The following is a 15475-nucleotide window of genomic DNA, read 5'->3' as shown; positions in this document are numbered from 1 at the left end:
GACAGAAAGTTTGCGACGTGTCTGGTCTACTCTCGCCCCATGAGCATCGTCCCTGCCGCCGCGCAGGCGCTGGCCGTCCTGCGCTATCTGGCCCGGCAGGCCGCGCCAGTCCCCGCGGCCGCCATCAGCCGTGACGTGGGGCTGGCGCGATCGACGACCTACCACCTGCTCGACACCCTCGCGGCAGACGGCTTCGTGGTCCATCTGCCGGAGGAGAGGCGCTACGGGCTCGGGGTCAGCGCCTTCGAGCTGGCCTCCGGGTACGAGCGCCAGGCGCCGTTCCAGCGGCTCGCGCGGGCCCCGCTCGCCTCTCTGGTGGACCGCACCGGGCACAACGCGAACCTCGCCGTCCTGCACGGCCGTGAGGTCATCTACGTCATCGAGGAACGCGCCCCGGGCCGCCCGCCCCTGGTCAGCGAGGTCGGCGTCCGGCTGCCGGCCCACCTGACGGCGAGCGGCCGGGCCGTGCTCGCGCTGCTGCCGCCCGCGCAGGTGCGGGCGATCTTCCCCGACCGGTCGGCTTTCGTGCAGCGGCACGGCGCCGGTCCCGCGACGCTGACGGCACTGCGCGCCCTGCTGGCCCAGGCGCGGCACCTCGGGTACGCGACGGAAGAGGGCGAGGTGACGCCGGGCCTCTCCTCGGTCGCCGCGCCCGTCCTGGACCATCACGCGCGTCCGATCGCCGGGGTCGCGGTCACCTACCCCGACGAGGCGGTCGACAAGGAGGAGCGGCAGCGGATCGCGGGGCACGTGGCGCAGACGGCGCGGGAACTGACCCGCCGGGTGGGCGGCGCGACGCCCGCCCCGGGCACCCCTTCCGCGTAGGAGACCGGTCCCTCCGCCACGTACCCTCGGGTCGGCAGGAAATGAGTTTGCAGTGTCGGACGGCGTGTCATCGGGTGGCGTACGCGGCACCGGCCGCACCCCGAGCAGGAAAGCGACAATGACCGATCCGTCCGAGCAGGCGATGGAATCCGGAGCGGGCGAACAGCTCCCGGCGGCGACGATACGCGTGTTCATCGCACTCGCCCCGCCCGACGAGGCGAAGGACGAGCTGGCGCGGGCGCTGGGACCCACGTACGAGGCGTATCCGCGCATGCGGTGGAACCGCATCGAGGACTGGCACATCACGCTGGCGTTCCTCGGGGAGCTCCCCGTCACGGCGGTGCCCTTGCTGCTGCCGCCCCTCGCGCACCTGGCCGCGACGCGCCCACCCCTGGCACTGGCACTGCGCGGCAGCGGGCACTTCGACGAGCGGGTGCTGTGGAGCGGGATCGACGGAGACCTGGAAGGGCTGCGCCTGCTCGCCACCTCGGTGCGCGCCGCGGTCGAGGAGTGCGGCGTCCCCTTCGCGGGCCGTCCCCTGCGACCCCATCTCACCCTGGCCCGCGCCCGCCGCGACGACATGTCGTGCGCGGTGGCGGCCGCCGGTCTGTCCGGGTTCACCGGCCGGCCGTGGCAAGCGGCGCGTCTGCATCTGGTGGGCAGCAACATCGGCCGCGGTCCGGGGCCGATCCACTACCGCGACATCACCTCATGGAATTTCGACGGGGCCTGACGGCGGTGAGCGGTCGCCTGAACCGCGGGAGCCCGGGGTGCCGCTGCGATGTCACAGGCCCTGGATGCGCCGGAAGGGCTGCTCCGCCTCCAGTGCGAACGCGGCCTCCAGCAGGGTCCGTTCGCTGCCGGGGCGGCCGGAGAGCATGACACCGACGGGCAGTCCGTCCTCGGTCGCGCTCGGGGTGGGCACCGAGATCGACGGTGTGCCGACCACGTTGTCGATGGGCGTGAACGCGACGTACGCGAGGATCCGTTCGATCAGCGCCGGGTAGGGAACGGCGGGGCTGAGGTGGCCGATCGGGGGCGCGGTGTGGGCGAGTACGGGGGAAAGGATGAGGTCGTGCCCGCGGAACGCCGCCGCGTACGCCTCCTTCGTACGCCTGAGCCTGCGCAGCACGCCGGGAGTGCGCCGCCAGTTCTCGAGGTACGTCTCCCGCAGCCCCTGGCTGAGGCCGTCCATGCGGTGGCGGTCGAAGTCGGCGCCGAAGGTCCGGCCCGTGGAACCGATGAGGAACGACAGCAGGCCCCAGTAGGTGAGGAAGTCGTCGGTGAAGCGGGCGTCGAGGTCCAACTCCACCGGTTCCACGGTGTGGCCGAGCCGTTCGAGCGTGGCCACGGTCGCTGTGACGGCCGCCCGGGTGGCGGCGTCGGCGTGGACACCGTTCGGCGAGTCCAGCAGGAACCCGATGCGCAGCCGCCGCGCGGAAGGACCTTCGACCAGGCCCAGGGGCGGCAGCTTCGGGTTGCGCCAGTAGTTCTCGGCGGCGGCGAGGAACGCGGCGGTGTCCCGGACGGAACGGCTCACGACGCCGTCGGCGACGATGTCGATCGGCAGCCGGCGGCTCTCGGCGTTCGCCATGACCCGTCCGCGGGTCGGCTTGAGGCCGACGAGACCGCAGCAGGCGGCGGGGATGCGGATCGAGCCGCCGCCGTCGTTGGCATGCGCGATCGGCACCGCCCCGGCGGCGACGAGCGCCGCGCTGCCGCCGGACGAACCACCCGCCGAGTACTCCGTGTTCCACGGGTTGCGAACGGGCTCGGCGTCCTCGAATTCCGTGGTCGGGCTGAACCCGAACTCGGGCAGCCGGGTCTTGCCAAGCACCGTGACGCCGCTGCTCAGGAACTGCCGGACGATCGGCGAGTGCCTTCGCGCGGGCCTCGGGGTGAAGGCCGCGCTGCCGTGGCCGGTGGGGAGCCCCAGGTAGTCGGTGTTGTCCTTGACGAAGGTCGGTACCCCGGCGAAGGCGCCGCCCCTGCGGGTGGCGGCCGCCGGGACGTCGACGGGCGTCCGGACCGCGTTGAGCCGTGCTTCGACCGTCCGTACCCGTTCCGCCGCGTCCCTGGCGACCTCGGCGGCGCCGACCTCACCCCGTCGGATCGCCGCGGCCAGACCGACGGCGTCGTGCTCTCCCAGGGCGTCGTCCCGGAAGGCGTGCACCCTGGTCCGTTCCTCGAAAGTGGTCATCGCTGCCTCAGCCCCCGCCATGTGGTTGGTTTTCCCCATCATTCCTTACCGCTGAGTAACACGCGAGGCCCCATCACGGGCCGGTCAGCGGGGCATGTTCCACTGTGGCCCCTCTCCCCCGCCGGTGCGCAGTTCGGCAGCGAACTCCGCGAACCAGGCCAGCATGTCGGGCCGGGTCACGGCGCCTTCCGTGCTGACGTCGGTGACGCGTGCGCCCTGGAAAATGTGTTTGACCGGGACCTCCAGCTTCTTTCCCGTGAGGGTGCGGGGCACGGCCTCGACGGGGACGATGATGTCCGGCACATGGCGGGGCGACAGGCTCAGCCGGATCGCGCCGACGATCTCGTCGCGCAGGCCGTCGTCGAATCGCTCCCCTTCCGCGGGCACGACGAACAGGGGCATGCAGTAGCGTCCGTCCGGCAGTTCGGCGCCGACCACGAGGCTGTCCGCGATCCGCGGGTGCTGTTCGACGACGGCGTAGAGATCGGCCGAGCCCATCCGCACCCCCATCCGGTTGAGCGTGGCGTCGGAGCGTCCGGCCACCACGACGGAGAGATCGGTGTCGACGGTGACCCAGTCGCCGTGCCGCCACACTCCCGGATAGACGTCGAAGTAGCTGCTCCGGTAACGCTCGTCGCCGGGGTCGTCGACGAAGAACAGCGGCATCGACGGCATCGGCGCCGTCACCACCAGTTCGCCCTGCTGCCCGGTACGCGGCTGCCCGTTGGCGTCCCAGGACGCGAGGGCCACGCCCAGGGCGGGCCCGGAGATCCGGCCCGTGCGCACCGGCAGCAGCGGGGAGCCGCCGGCGAGGACCGAGCAGATGTCGGTGCCGCCGCAGATCGACTGGAGGCGGGCGTCCGGGGCGAGCCGGTCGTGGACCCAGTGCCAGGTGCTGTCGGGCATCGCCGAACCGGTCTGCTGGATGGACCGCACCGCGCGAAGGTCCGTATCGGCCGCCGGGTGGGCGCCCGCCTTCTCCCCTGCGATCAGGTAGGCGGCGCCGACGCCGACGACCGTCGCGCCGGTACGTTCGGCGATCCGCCAGACCCCGTTGACGTCGGGGTGGGTGGGGCTGCCGTCGTACAGGACGAGCGTGGCCCCGTGCAGCAGGCCCGCGACCATGAGGTTCCACACCATCCAGCTGGTGGAGGTGTGGAAGAGATAGCGGTCCCGCGCCCGCAGGTCGGCACCGAGCCCGAGGGCCTTGAGCAGTTCCACGACGATGCCGCCGTGGCCGTGCACGATGCCCTTCGGTACGCCGGTGGTGCCCGAGGACCACAGGATCCACAGCGGGTGATCGAACGGGACGTCGGCGAAGGCCGGCCGGGCCCGCCGGCCGGCCAGTTCGGTCCACCTGTGCTGTGTCACGTCCGTCCGCCGGGACCATGCCGGACCGCTCTCGCCGGTGTGGAGACGGTCGACGGCGACGAGGTGGCGGACCGTGGGCAGGCCGTCCAGGAGCTCGGCAGTGTGCGGGCGCCGGTCGTGGTCCCGGCCCGCGTAGCGGTAGCCGTCCGCGGCCACCAGAACCGTCGGCCGCGCCTGGCGCAGCCGGGCGAGCACGCTCGGCGTTCCGAAGTCCGGCGAGCACACCGTCCAGGTCGCGCCGACGGCGGCGGTGGCCAGGAGGGCCACCACGGCCTGCGGGATGTTCGGCAGGTACCCGGCGACGCAGTCGCCGGGGCCCACGCCCATCTCGCGGAGGGACGCGGCCAGGCCGGCCACTTCGCCGGTGAGCCGGTCCCACGAGATCTCCGCCGGGTCGCCCGTCTCGGACACGGCGATGAGAGCGGGGCGTTCGTCCGTGGCGCGGGCGAGGCACTGCCGAGCGAAGTTGAGGCGTGCTCCGGAGAACCAGGTCGCGCCGGGCATGGTCGCGTCGGCGAGCACCTCGTCGTAGTCGCTGACGGCGTCCAGCCCGTAGTACTCCCACACCGCCGACCAGAACCCGGGCAGGTCGTCGGTGCTCCACCGCCACAGCTCGGCGTAGTCGGTGAACGAAAGGCCGCGCTCCCCGGCCAGCCATCGCAGGAAGCCGGCGAGGTCGGATTCGTGCGCGCTCATGCGGGCACCTCGGTGTCCGGGCTCGTGCCGCAGCCGAAGGTGCGGAGCAACTCCAGTGCCTGCGGCCATTCCCCGTAGCCCGATGCGGGGTTGAGATGTCCGACCGGGCCGATGTCCACCAGGCGGCTGCCCCAGGCGCGGGCCAGTCCGGCGACCCGGTCGAAGCGGGCCAGGGGGTCGTTCGTGCTGGCCGCGACGATGCCGGGGAACGGCAGGGGCGTACGGGGGACCGGCAGCCAGCCGTTCTCCCGCAGGGCCCCCGGGCCGGGGTGGCCGTCGGGCAGCGGGGTGTCGAAGTCCGGCGGTGTCGCGAGCAGCGCGCCGCGCACCGGGTGGCGGTGCCGGGCCGCCCAGTGCACCGTGGTGAGCACTCCGGCGCTGTGCGCGACGAGCACCACCGGCCGTTCGATCCGGGACAGTGTGTCGTTCAGGGCCGCCACCCGGGCGTCGCGAGCGAGTCCGGCGTCCGTCGGAGGGGGCACGGTCACGGCGCCGGGAATCCGGGCGGCGAGCAGCGTCTGCCAGTGGTCGGCTACGTGGTCGCGCAGTCCGGGCACCAGCACGACCGTGGGGTCGGGAGTGGGGTTCATGTCGGGAGTTCCGATCTTCTGAGGGTCCAGGCCGAGAGCGAGACGAGACCCTGGTCGTAATGGCGTCTGCCGAGGGCGAAGGCCAGGCCCGCCACCAGCGAGACGAGCGGGATCACCTGGAGTGCGGCGTGCAGGCCCATGCGGTCGGCGAGCATGCCGGTCACCGCGGGGCCCGGTGCCAGGCCCAGCAGACTGTTGGCGAGGGTGAGCGTGGCCATGGCCGTCGCCGCGACGGCGGTCGGGGTCAGGCTCACCACCATGGAGGCGGCGGGTCCCGCGGTGGCGTTGGACAGCAGTGTGCCGATGCCGACGAGGACGAGTTGCGGTGCGCCGGGAGCGAGCTGGAACCCTGCCGTGAGCAGGGTCAGCGAGCCGAGACTGCAGACGATGGCGACGGTCCACTTGAGCCGGGGCCTTCCGCGTCCGAGCCGGTCGCAGACCATTCCTCCGCCGACCATGCCGATCCCGGTGATCAGCGCGAAGACGCCGGCGGCGAGCCCGGCCCTGCCCGGCGCCAGGCCGTAGGAGCGATCGAGGAAGCTGGGCATCCAGGCCAGCAGCGCCATCGCGATGAACATCTGCAGTCCGCTGCCGACATAGGCGCACAGCACGGAGACGGAGGAGAACAGCCTCGGCAGAAGCGCCCGCACCGGCCCCCCGGTGTCCGGCGCTCCGCCGGGACCGACGTCTGCCGCTGCCAGTCTCCGCTCCGTCACGACGACGCCGTAGACGGCCGCCAGGACCAGTCCGAACAGGCCCATGACGGCGAACGTCCAGCGCCAGCCCAGGTGTTGGGCCACGACTCCGCCGATCGACACTCCGAGTACGGATCCGAAGGCGCCGCCCGCGATGAACGCGCCGGAGAGGGTGGCCCGCAGCGCTGCCGGGAACACGCTCAGCACCACGGCGATGCCGACGCTCCCGTACGCCGCCTCGCCCACGCCGACCATGAAGCGGCCCAGGAACATCTGTCCGTAGCTCGCGGAGACGGCGCAGCCCAGGGTCGCCAGGCTCCACACCACCGCGGCCAGGACCAGGCTCCTGACCCGGCCCCAGCGGTCGGCGAGCAGCGACAGCGGGAAGGTCAGCAGTCCGACCATCAGGGCCACGATTCCGCTCAGGGAGCCCAACTGGGCGTCGGAGAGCAACCATTCGGCCTTCAGCAGCGGGAACACCGCGTTCAGGACCTGCCGCGACATGTAGTCGGAGAGCAGCAGTCCGAAGCTGAGGGCGAACACCAGCCACGCGTAGCGGCGGGTCATCGGCTCAGCAGGGCCGGTCACCGGAGATCCCGGCACGCTCCATCTTGCGGACGGCCGGCCAGTAGTCCTGGACGGCGTAGTGCTGGGTGGAGCGGTTGTCCCAGATGGCCACGCTGTTCGTGGTCCAGCGCCAGCGGACCTGGTACTCGGGGATCGCCGCCTGGCTGATCAGGTAGTTCAGCAGCAGGTTGGCGCCGGGGGCGTGGTCCTGGCCGAACCGTACGTTCTCGGGGGTGTGGTGGTTGACGAAATGGGTGGTGAAGGCGTTGACGAAGAGGATCTTCTCCCCGGTCTCCGGGTGGGTGCGGACCACCGGGTGCTCCGGGTCCGGGTAGCGGGCCTTCAGCCGGTGGCGCTGTTCCATCGGCAGGACCGCGCCGAAGCTCGCTTCGATGCTGTGCCGGGCGCGCAGGCCCGCGATCTGTGTGCGGATGTGTTCGGGGAGCCTGCGGTACGCCTCGGCCATGTTCACCCAGATCGTGTCGCCGCCCACCTCGGGGGTCTCGACGCAGCGCAGCACGGCTCCCATGGGCGGCCGGTCGCGCCAGGTCGCGTCGCAGTGCAGGGCGTTCTCGTAGTGCTCGGGCTTGCTGTCCAGGTCCTTGTAGATGCGGACGAGGCCCGGGTGGTCCGGATCGCTGCCGAGGACCGGGTGGTCCTCCAGCGGGCCGAGGCGGGAGGCGAAGGCGACGTGCTCGGCGCGGCTCATGTCCTGGTCGCGCAGGAACAACACCTTGTGCCGGAGCAGGAGTTGTTTGATCTCGGCGTGGAGGCCGGGGTCGTGGGCGGCTTCGCTGAGCTGGACGCCGTGCAGTTCGGCGCCGATGGTGCAGGTCAGCGGTTCGACCTGGATCCGCGTGCGGGTGGAGCTCTGCGTCATTGCACTCTCCTGGGGCGGTCGGGAGGAACGAGGGGTTCAGGGAACGAGGACGGACGAACCCGTGGTGCGGCCCGCTTCCAGGGCCCGGTGCGCCGCCACCGCGTCGTCGAGGGCGTAGCGCTGGTTGACCCGGATCGCGATCCGGCCGGCTGCGACGTGGCCGAACAGCTCGTCGGCCAGGGCGTCGCGTTCGGCCGGCTCGGCGATGTAGTCGGCCAGGGCGGGGCGGGTCACGAACAGCGAGCCGTGGACGGCGAGTTGCATCGCGTCGAGCGGGGGCACGCCGGACGCCGTGCCGAAGCAGACCAGCAGGCCGCGGCGGCTGAGCGAGGCCATGGACCCGGCGACGGTGTCCTTGCCGATGCTGTCGAGGACGAGGGGCACTCCTGCCCCGCCGGTCAGTTTCCGCACTCGCTCGGCGACGTCCTCCTGGCGGTACAGGATGGTGTGGTCGCAACCATGGGCACGGGCGAGTTCGGCCTTCGCCTCCGTGGAGACCGTGCCGATCACGGTGAGGCCGAGCAGCTTCGCCCACTGGCAGATGATCAGGCCGACCCCGCCCGCGGCGGCGTGCAGCAGGATCGTGTCGCCGGGCTTCAGCGGATGGATCCGGCGCAGCAGGTAGGCGGCGGTGAGGCCGCGCATGGTCATCGCGGCGGCGGTCTCGCAGCCGATGGAGTCGGGCAGCCGGATCAGTGGGTCGGCGGGCATGATCCGCTCGGTGCTGTAGGCGCCGAGCGGGCTGCCGGTGTACGTGACGCGGTCGCCCTCGGCGACGTGGGTGACGCCCGCGCCGACGGCCTCGACGATTCCGGCGCCTTCGACACCGAGACCGGCGGGCAGCGGCGCCGGGTAGAGGCCGGTGCGGAAGTAGGTGTCGGCGAAGTTGAGGCCGATGGCCTCGTGCCGGAGGCGGACCTGTCCGGGGCCCGGGTCGCCGACGGTGACCTGTTCCAGCCGCAGGACGTCGGGGCCGCCGGTCTCGTGGAAGCGGATGGCGTGTGCCATGGGTTGCTCTCTTCGTTCGGCGGTGGTCAGCGGGTCGTCTCGCGGAGCATGAACCCGCGCTGTCCGGGGCGCCGGTTGGGCACCATGCCGAGCCGTGCCAGGGTCTGGTCGGTGTCGGCGTAGTACTCGCCGATGCGGTAGATCTCCTTGGCCTCCGCGCCGCTCGCGATGTCGCGACCGAGTGCCTCGGAGATCCGCACCATCTGCTCGACCTGTCGGACGGAGCTCATCCGCTCGCCCTTGCGCGCCCACAGGTTGTCCTCGTTGCCCACGCGGACGTGCACGCCGAGGGCGATGGCGATGGCGTTCATGGGGGCGACGGCGCGCATCGAGGACTCGATGGTGAGGACGGCGCCGTCGGGGACACGGCGGACGAACTCGATCAGGTCGGCGGGGTGGCGTCCGGCGAACCCGCCACCGATGGCGACGTAGTTGAGGACCAGCGGGCCCGTGTACACGCCACTGCGGATGAGGCGCTCGACGGTCTCCAGCTGCGCCATGGTGGCGAGTTGGAAGTGCGGCTGGATGTCGTTGGCGTGCAGGCGCTTGAGGTGTTCGAGGTAGAAGTCGGGACCGGCCTCGACGACCATGTCGCGGTAGGCCTTGTAGTAGTCGGGCTTGGCGATGGACGTGCCGGCCAGGTCGTCGTCCGTCATGATCTCGACGATGTTCATCTGGCTGGTGTTGATGGCGATCGTCACCTGGTCGGGGCGCGGGGTGAGCTCGGCCAGCAGGTGGCGGGTGTCGTAGCTCAGCCATTTCGCATCGGCGCCCTCGCCCTCGGGGGCGAACGAGATGGATCCGCCGATCTGCAGGACCATGTCCGGAACGGCCTCGCGCAGCCGGCCGAGCAGTTCGTTGAACATGGACATGCGCTTGGAGCCGTGGCCGTCCAGTTCGCGTACGTGGATGTGGAGCACGGTGGCGCCGGCGTTGTAGCAGTCGACGGCGGCCTGCACGTGTTCGTCCATGGTCAGGGGGAGGTCGTCGGCGTCGCCGGGGAGCCACTCCGGGCCGTAGGGAGCGGCCTGGATGACCAGCTTCTCCTGGTTCTCGGGCAGCAGGGAGTCGTCGAGGAAGTGCATGGGTCATCTCCTGGTACTCGGACGCGGCGGGTGGATGGCCGTCAAGCGCCATCCACACCAACTGGGGCTGTTCACAAGGGCGTTGCTCGAAGGAGTTGCAGTGTCCCTTGCGGTACGGCCACGTTAAGAGCGGGTTACGCGCCGCGCTTCACCCGAGGTGACAGGAGACTTGTCACTTGGGGACAGTGCCGGTGTCCGCCCGGCGGGTGCGCCACTCGCGGGCGCTGGTGCCGAACTGGTCGCGGAACCAGCGGGAGAAGGCGCTGGGGGCGGAGAAGCCGAGCAGGCCGGAGATCTCCGTCAGGGAGCGGCGCGGGTTCGCCACCAGTTGCTCGGCCAGCTGTGTGCGGGTGGCGTTGACGAGCGAGGAGAACGTCTCGCCGGACGCCGCCAGATGCCGGTGGACGGTCCTGCGGTCGACGCCGAGGCTGCCGGCGACCTGTTCGATCGAGCAGCGTCCGGTCGGCAGCAGGACCTCGATCAGCTCGCGCACCCGGTCCAGCTCCGTGGTTTCCGAGACCACCGCGATGGACTCGAAATACTGGCGGGCATAGCCACGCAGGAGGGGATCCGACATCGAATTCGGGGTGTCGAGATCGGAGGCGTAGAGAACGAGGCCGTTGAATTCCTGGTCGAATTCCACCACCGGTCCGAAGTGGCGACGGTGCGCCGCGATGTCACGAGGGGGTCCGTGGGTGAAACACACGGACACCGGCCGCCAGCGGGCACCGAGGAAGACCTGCAGAAATCCATGGAAGGCACCCACGGCCAGCTCGACGGCCTGCCGTGCCCGGCGCGCCTCGCCGAGCTCCAGGCTCACCTTGACGGTGGCGAGCCCGTTCGCCTCGGTGAGCCGGCTGCGCAGCATCTCGTTGTACATGCGCTCGTGGCGGACCAGGAGCCGGATGACGCTGCGGACGTCGGGTTCCTCGCGCAGGACGAGGCTGATGGGCCCGAGGTTCGAGAAGCGGCGGCGCTCTGCGAGAAGCAGGCCGAAATCGTCGCGGCCGGCGGCCGCGGCGGAGAGTTCGAGGAGCTCGGTGACGGCAAGGCCGGAGATCCACCGGTCCTGGACGGCGAGCCCGACCGGATCGAGCCCCACGCGCTTCATCAGGGTGCGCGGATCGATGCCGAGGGACTGGCTGAGCTCTATGTAGTTGCTCAGTGCTGCGTTGCGGACCAGTGGCTTCATCAGGGCACTCCAAGGCTCTGTTCCGGTCGGGGCACTCCAGGGCTCTGTCCCAAACTGATAAGCGATCTGTCCCGTCAGGTCAAGCGATGTGTCGGGCCTTGACCTAGCGTGGCACTACCGCGGGGCCCTCAAAGAATTCCGTCACAAAAACCTTGGCAAATTCTCGGCCCGCCGAAAAGAGCCGGCTCTCGGCTCGAATTCGCGGACGAAATCAGGATTCCACCCTTGGCACAGCTGAATGCACCGGCGAGGAGAGGAGAAGAATCGTGGTGGGTGGGCCAACAGCAGAGATCGCCCATAGCCCCTGCACCGGTTCTGCCGTGTGGCGGGGTCCGGAGCTGGCACACTCCCGTGTCTGGGAGTGGCATCTCGCCCCGGCTCAGCTCGACGAGCTCGACACCGCGCTGCATGCGGTACGGGTACGGGGGACCCCGCTGCTGAGGATAACCGCAGACCGCTTCCCACTCCCGGCACTGGCGTCACAACTGGCGGCAGTGGCAGATGAGTTGGAGAACGGGCGGGGCTTCGTCCTGGTCCGCCGCGTCCCGGTCGGGCGATTCGGCCCGGCGACGGCAGCCGTCCTGCTCTGGGGCCTGGGGCGGCACCTCGGCATCCCGGTGTCGCAGAACGCGACGGGGCACATGCTCGGCCACATCGCGGACCCGCACGAGGTCCGGGCGGCACGGCCGTTCCACACCGACGAGGCCGACACGCTCGCCCTGCTGTGCCTGCGCAACGACAGCGGCGCGGGGCATGCGGCGCTGGCCAGTTCGGCGGCTGTCCACAACACCGTGCTGGCGCGTCGGCCCGATCTGGTGGACGGTCTCTATCGCACGCATTTCCTCGACCGCCTCGGCGAGCAGGCCCCGGGGCAGCACCCCTGCCACGCGGTGCCCCTCGCCCACCGCGGCCCGGAGCGGTTCAGCCTGCGCTACGACCGTCACCGGCTGGAGTCGGCACAGCGCTTTCCCGACGTGCCGCGCCTGACCCCCGGCGACCTGGAACTGTTCGACCACATCGACGAATCGGCGGCCGCCCCGGAGCTCCGCCTCGATCTCGCCCTCGCCCCCGGAGACCTGCTGCTGGTGAACAACCACGCGGTCCTGCACTCCCTCACGGCACCGGCGGACACCACCGGGCCCGGACCGCGGTTTCACGCACTGCGGTTGTGGCTCACCCCGCATCGCCCCCGCGAGCTGCCTCCGGGTTTCTGGGGCGACGCGCACTCCCTCGGCGGTGGCCGCGGCGGAGTCGCGCCACGCGATGTGATCACCCCGCAATCCCCGACGACAAGGAAGCCGCATGACCGACCTGTTCGCACTCCTGGCCCAATCTGTCCGGTCCCACGCTGACCGGACGGCCGTGCGGCAGGGCGGGGCCCTGCTCACCTACGCGCAGCTCGACGACATGACAGCCGGGTTCGCCTCGCTCCTGCACGCCGAAGGGCTGCGGGCCGGCGACCGCGTGGCGGTGGCCCTGCCCAACGTCATCCACTTCCCCGTCGTGTACTACGGCATCCTGCGCGCCGGTGGCGTGGTGGTACCGATGAATCCGCTGCTGAAGTCCGGCGAGATGGCTTTCGTGCTCCGTGACTGCGGTGCCCGTCTGGTGGTGTCCGCTCCTGCCTGCGCGGACGAGGCCGCACCGGCGGCGGCGCAGGCCGGTGCAGAGTGCCTGGTCGCGGAACCAGCGGTGTTCGACGCGCTGCTGCGTTCGGTCCCGCCGATGACCGGGGCGGCCGACTGTGCCGACGACGACACCGCGGTGATTCTTTACACGTCCGGCACCACGGGGACTCCCAAGGGTGCGGAGCTGACACACCGCAACCTCGTGAGCAACGCGCTGACGACGGCGCGGACACTGCTGCGCGTGGGCCCGGACGACGTCCTGTTCGGAGGCCTTCCGCTGTTCCACGCGTTCGGGCAGACCTGTGCTCTCAACACGGCGGTCGCGGCAGGCTGTTGCCTGACCCTGCTGCCCCGCTTCGACGCGGGCGGAGCCCTGGAGACGATGCGCCGGGACGAGGTGACCGTCTTCCTGGGGGTGCCCACGATGTACAACGCGCTCCTCCAGAACGGCATCGGGCAGCCCCTGCCGCGGCTGCGCCTGGCGGTCTCGGGCGGCGCCTCACTGCCCGTCGAGCTGTTGCACGCCACCGAACGGGAGCTGGGTGTCACCGTGCTGGAGGGCTACGGCCTCTCGGAGACGTCCCCGGTGGCCTGCTTCAACCCGCCGGACAGACCCCGCAAGCCCGGCTCCATCGGGGTTCCCGTGCACGGGGTCGAGTTGCGGCTCGTCGCGGACGACGGTTCCCCGGCCGGCCCCGGCGAGGTCGGCGAACTGGTGATCCGGGGCGCGAACGTCATGAAGGGGTACTGGAACCGGCCGGACGCCACCGCGCGCGCCTTCCGCGACGGGTGGTTCCACAGCGGCGATCTCGCCCGTGTCGACGAGGACGGCTACTACTTCGTCGTCGACCGCAAGAAGGACCTGGTCATCCGCGGCGGCTACAACGTGTACCCGCGGGAGATCGAGGAGGTTCTGTACCGGCATCCGGATGTCCTGGAGGCCGCGGTGGTCGGTGTTCCCGACCCCGCACACGGTGAGGAGATCGCCGCCGTGGTGGTCCTTCGGCCCGGCGCCCGCACGACATCGGACGAGCTGCGCGACTACGTCAGACAGCGGGTGGCTGCCTACAAGTACCCGCGGATCGTGCGGTTCGCCGACGCGCTGCCCAAGGGGGCGACCGGCAAGATCTTCAAGCGGGACATCGTGGTCGCTCCGCCGGAGCCCCTGGACGCCTGACCACCACGGCGGTTCGACGACCGGGCCTGCGGCCTGCGGAGCCGGTGACCGTCACCTCGGCCGGGGGCGGGCGCGGCGAGCCGCACGTACGGTCGGCGGTCGCCGGTTCGCTCAGCTGTCGAAGCCGAGACCGAAGCGGTCCAGAGACCTCAGCCAGAGGTTGCGGCGGCCTTCGTCGCTGTCGGCGCGGGCCAGGGACCACTTGGTGAGGCCGATGCCGATCGAGCGGACCGGCTCGGGCGGGAACGGAAGGGGCTTGCGGCGCACGAGGTCGAGCGCCGTGCGCTCGGTGCGCTCACCGGCGAGCAGGTCGAGCATGACCTCAGCGCCGAATCGGGTCGCACCGACGCCGAGGCCGGTGTAGCCGGCCGCGTACGCGACCTTTCCGTGGTGACTCGTGTCGAAGAAGACACAGAAGCGCGTGCTGGTGTCGATGGCCCCGCCCCAGGCATGGGTGAAGCGCAACCCGGCCAGCTGCGGGAAGGTCGTGAAGAAGTGCCGCGCCAGAGTGGCGAAGGTCGCGTGCCGCTGATCGTGTTCGGCGCGGACGCGGCCCCGGTAGTGGTAGACGGCGTCGTAGCCGCCCCACAGGATGCGGTTGTCCACGGAGAGCCGGACGTAGTGGAACTGGTTGGCGCTGTCCGCGAAGCCCTGACGGCCCCGCCAGCCGACGGAGGCCAGCTGCCGCTCGCTCAGCGGCTCGGTCATCAGCGCGTAGTCGTACACGGGGACGGTGTACGGGCGATGGCGGCGGAGCAGGGAGGGGTACGCGTTCGTGGCCAGGGCGACCCGTCGGGCCGTGATCCTGCCGTAGGGGGTGCGGGTGGTCATCACGGCACCCCGCTCGTCGAGCGAGAGCGCCGGTGTGTGCTCGAAGACGCGGACGCCGAGGGACTGGCAGGCGCGCTTGAGGCCCCAGGCGAGCCTGGCCGGGTTGACCATGGCGACGTCGTCCTTGTTCCACAGTCCACCGAGGAAGGTCGGGGAGTCGATCTCGGCCCGGACGGCGTCGGTGTCGAGCAGGACGGCCCTGCCGCCGTGGCGGGCGACGGCCTCGGCCTCGTGCCGGAGGCCTTCGACCTGGTAGGGCTCGGTGGCGACGACGATGGAACCGGTGCGCTCCCAGGCGCAGTCGATGTCGTGGCGCTCGACGGTGTCCTCGATCGCCCGGAGGTTCTCCCGGCCGAGGCGTTCCAGGACATCCATCTCGTCGGGCCAGCGGCTGAGGCCGTTGTCCAGACCGTGGGTGAGGCTGGACTCGCAGAATCCGCCATTGCGGCCGGAGGCAGCACCACCGGCCTCGTCGGCCTCGATGAGCACCACGTCGAGCGAGGGATCGCGCTCCTTGGCGACGAGGGCGGTCCAGAGGCCGGTGTACCCTCCGCCGACCACGAGGAGGTCGCAGGTGGTGCCCCCGGTCAGTGCGGGAGTGGCCTGCGGCCGGTCGGGGTCGTCCAGCCAGAACGGGGTCGGTTCGGCGTCCCGGAGCGAGGTGAGGTGGTCCATGGGCGGGCTCCTTCGGATCGCGGAGGGATATACCTCCGGAATGCCGTAATGAGAC

The 15475-nt window shown here is 71.1% G+C and carries 13 protein-coding genes; 4 read left to right on the top strand and 9 right to left on the bottom strand.

Going from position 1 to position 15475, the window contains the following annotated elements; translation table 11 throughout:
• The first annotated feature begins 39 nt into the window (after window positions 1-39).
• Together ACFYY7_RS12825 and thpR are read left to right on the top strand one after the other, a co-directional pair.
• Window positions 40-825 (top strand): IclR family transcriptional regulator, encoded by a 786-nt coding sequence (locus ACFYY7_RS12825; protein ID WP_351261627.1) that lies wholly within the window; start codon window positions 40-42, stop codon window positions 823-825.
• A gap of 118 nt (window positions 826-943) precedes the next feature.
• Entirely contained in the window at window positions 944-1558 is a 615-nt protein-coding gene (gene thpR / locus ACFYY7_RS12820; protein ID WP_388660661.1) for an RNA 2',3'-cyclic phosphodiesterase, read from the top strand.
• Window positions 1559-1609: 51 nt separating this feature from the next.
• Here thpR and ACFYY7_RS12815 read toward each other — a convergent pair whose 3' ends face one another.
• From ACFYY7_RS12815 to ACFYY7_RS12780, 8 genes are all read right to left on the bottom strand, one after another.
• Window positions 1610-3025 (bottom strand): amidase, encoded by a 1416-nt coding sequence (locus tag ACFYY7_RS12815; protein WP_388660658.1) that lies wholly within the window; start codon window positions 3023-3025, stop codon window positions 1610-1612.
• An 84-nt stretch (window positions 3026-3109) separates the two neighbouring features.
• Window positions 3110-5092: an acetoacetate--CoA ligase gene (locus ACFYY7_RS12810; protein ID WP_388660655.1), complete on the bottom strand. Its 1983-nt coding sequence runs from the start codon at window positions 5090-5092 to the stop codon at window positions 3110-3112.
• Window positions 5089-5682 (bottom strand): RBBP9/YdeN family alpha/beta hydrolase, encoded by a 594-nt coding sequence (locus ACFYY7_RS12805; protein ID WP_388660653.1) that lies wholly within the window; start codon window positions 5680-5682, stop codon window positions 5089-5091. The genes ACFYY7_RS12810 and ACFYY7_RS12805 overlap by 4 nt, the downstream gene beginning before the upstream one ends.
• The gene (locus ACFYY7_RS12800; protein ID WP_388660650.1) at window positions 5679-6965 is read right to left on the bottom strand and encodes an MFS transporter; all 1287 of its coding nucleotides are present in this window, start codon (window positions 6963-6965) and stop codon (window positions 5679-5681) included. Before ACFYY7_RS12800 ends, ACFYY7_RS12805 begins: the two co-directional genes overlap by 4 nt.
• Window positions 6949-7824, bottom strand: coding sequence for a TauD/TfdA dioxygenase family protein (locus tag ACFYY7_RS12795; protein WP_388660647.1), 876 nt, complete (start codon window positions 7822-7824; stop codon window positions 6949-6951). Before ACFYY7_RS12795 ends, ACFYY7_RS12800 begins: the two co-directional genes overlap by 17 nt.
• Window positions 7825-7860: 36 nt before the next feature.
• Window positions 7861-8832, bottom strand: coding sequence for a quinone oxidoreductase family protein (locus ACFYY7_RS12790; RefSeq protein ID WP_388660644.1), 972 nt, complete (start codon window positions 8830-8832; stop codon window positions 7861-7863).
• A 26-nt stretch (window positions 8833-8858) separates the two neighbouring features.
• Window positions 8859-9917 (bottom strand): 3-keto-5-aminohexanoate cleavage protein, encoded by a 1059-nt coding sequence (locus ACFYY7_RS12785; RefSeq protein ID WP_388660641.1) that lies wholly within the window; start codon window positions 9915-9917, stop codon window positions 8859-8861.
• A 172-nt stretch (window positions 9918-10089) separates the two neighbouring features.
• Window positions 10090-11109: an AraC family transcriptional regulator gene (locus ACFYY7_RS12780; protein WP_388660638.1), complete on the bottom strand. Its 1020-nt coding sequence runs from the start codon at window positions 11107-11109 to the stop codon at window positions 10090-10092.
• 266 nt (window positions 11110-11375) lie between these two features.
• Here ACFYY7_RS12780 and ACFYY7_RS12775 point away from each other — a divergent pair, with 266 nt between their 5' ends.
• Together ACFYY7_RS12775 and ACFYY7_RS12770 are read left to right on the top strand one after the other, a co-directional pair.
• Window positions 11376-12461 (top strand): TauD/TfdA family dioxygenase, encoded by a 1086-nt coding sequence (locus ACFYY7_RS12775; protein WP_388660635.1) that lies wholly within the window; start codon window positions 11376-11378, stop codon window positions 12459-12461.
• Window positions 12412-13914 (top strand): long-chain fatty acid--CoA ligase, encoded by a 1503-nt coding sequence (locus tag ACFYY7_RS12770; protein ID WP_388660633.1) that lies wholly within the window; start codon window positions 12412-12414, stop codon window positions 13912-13914. The genes ACFYY7_RS12775 and ACFYY7_RS12770 overlap by 50 nt, the downstream gene beginning before the upstream one ends.
• Window positions 13915-14025: 111 nt before the next feature.
• Here ACFYY7_RS12770 and ACFYY7_RS12765 read toward each other — a convergent pair whose 3' ends face one another.
• Window positions 14026-15420, bottom strand: a complete 1395-nt coding sequence (locus tag ACFYY7_RS12765; protein WP_388660630.1) for an NAD(P)/FAD-dependent oxidoreductase — start codon at window positions 15418-15420, stop codon at window positions 14026-14028.
• Window positions 15421-15475: the final 55 nt, after the last annotated feature.

Origin of the sequence: Streptomyces sp. NPDC001933 (genome assembly GCF_042890955.1) — a bacterium.
In the GTDB taxonomy this organism is placed as follows: Bacteria; Actinomycetota; Actinomycetes; order Streptomycetales; family Streptomycetaceae; genus Streptomyces.
Note: the sequence above shows the minus strand (reverse complement) of the source record. Positions and strands in the feature narration are given on the sequence as shown.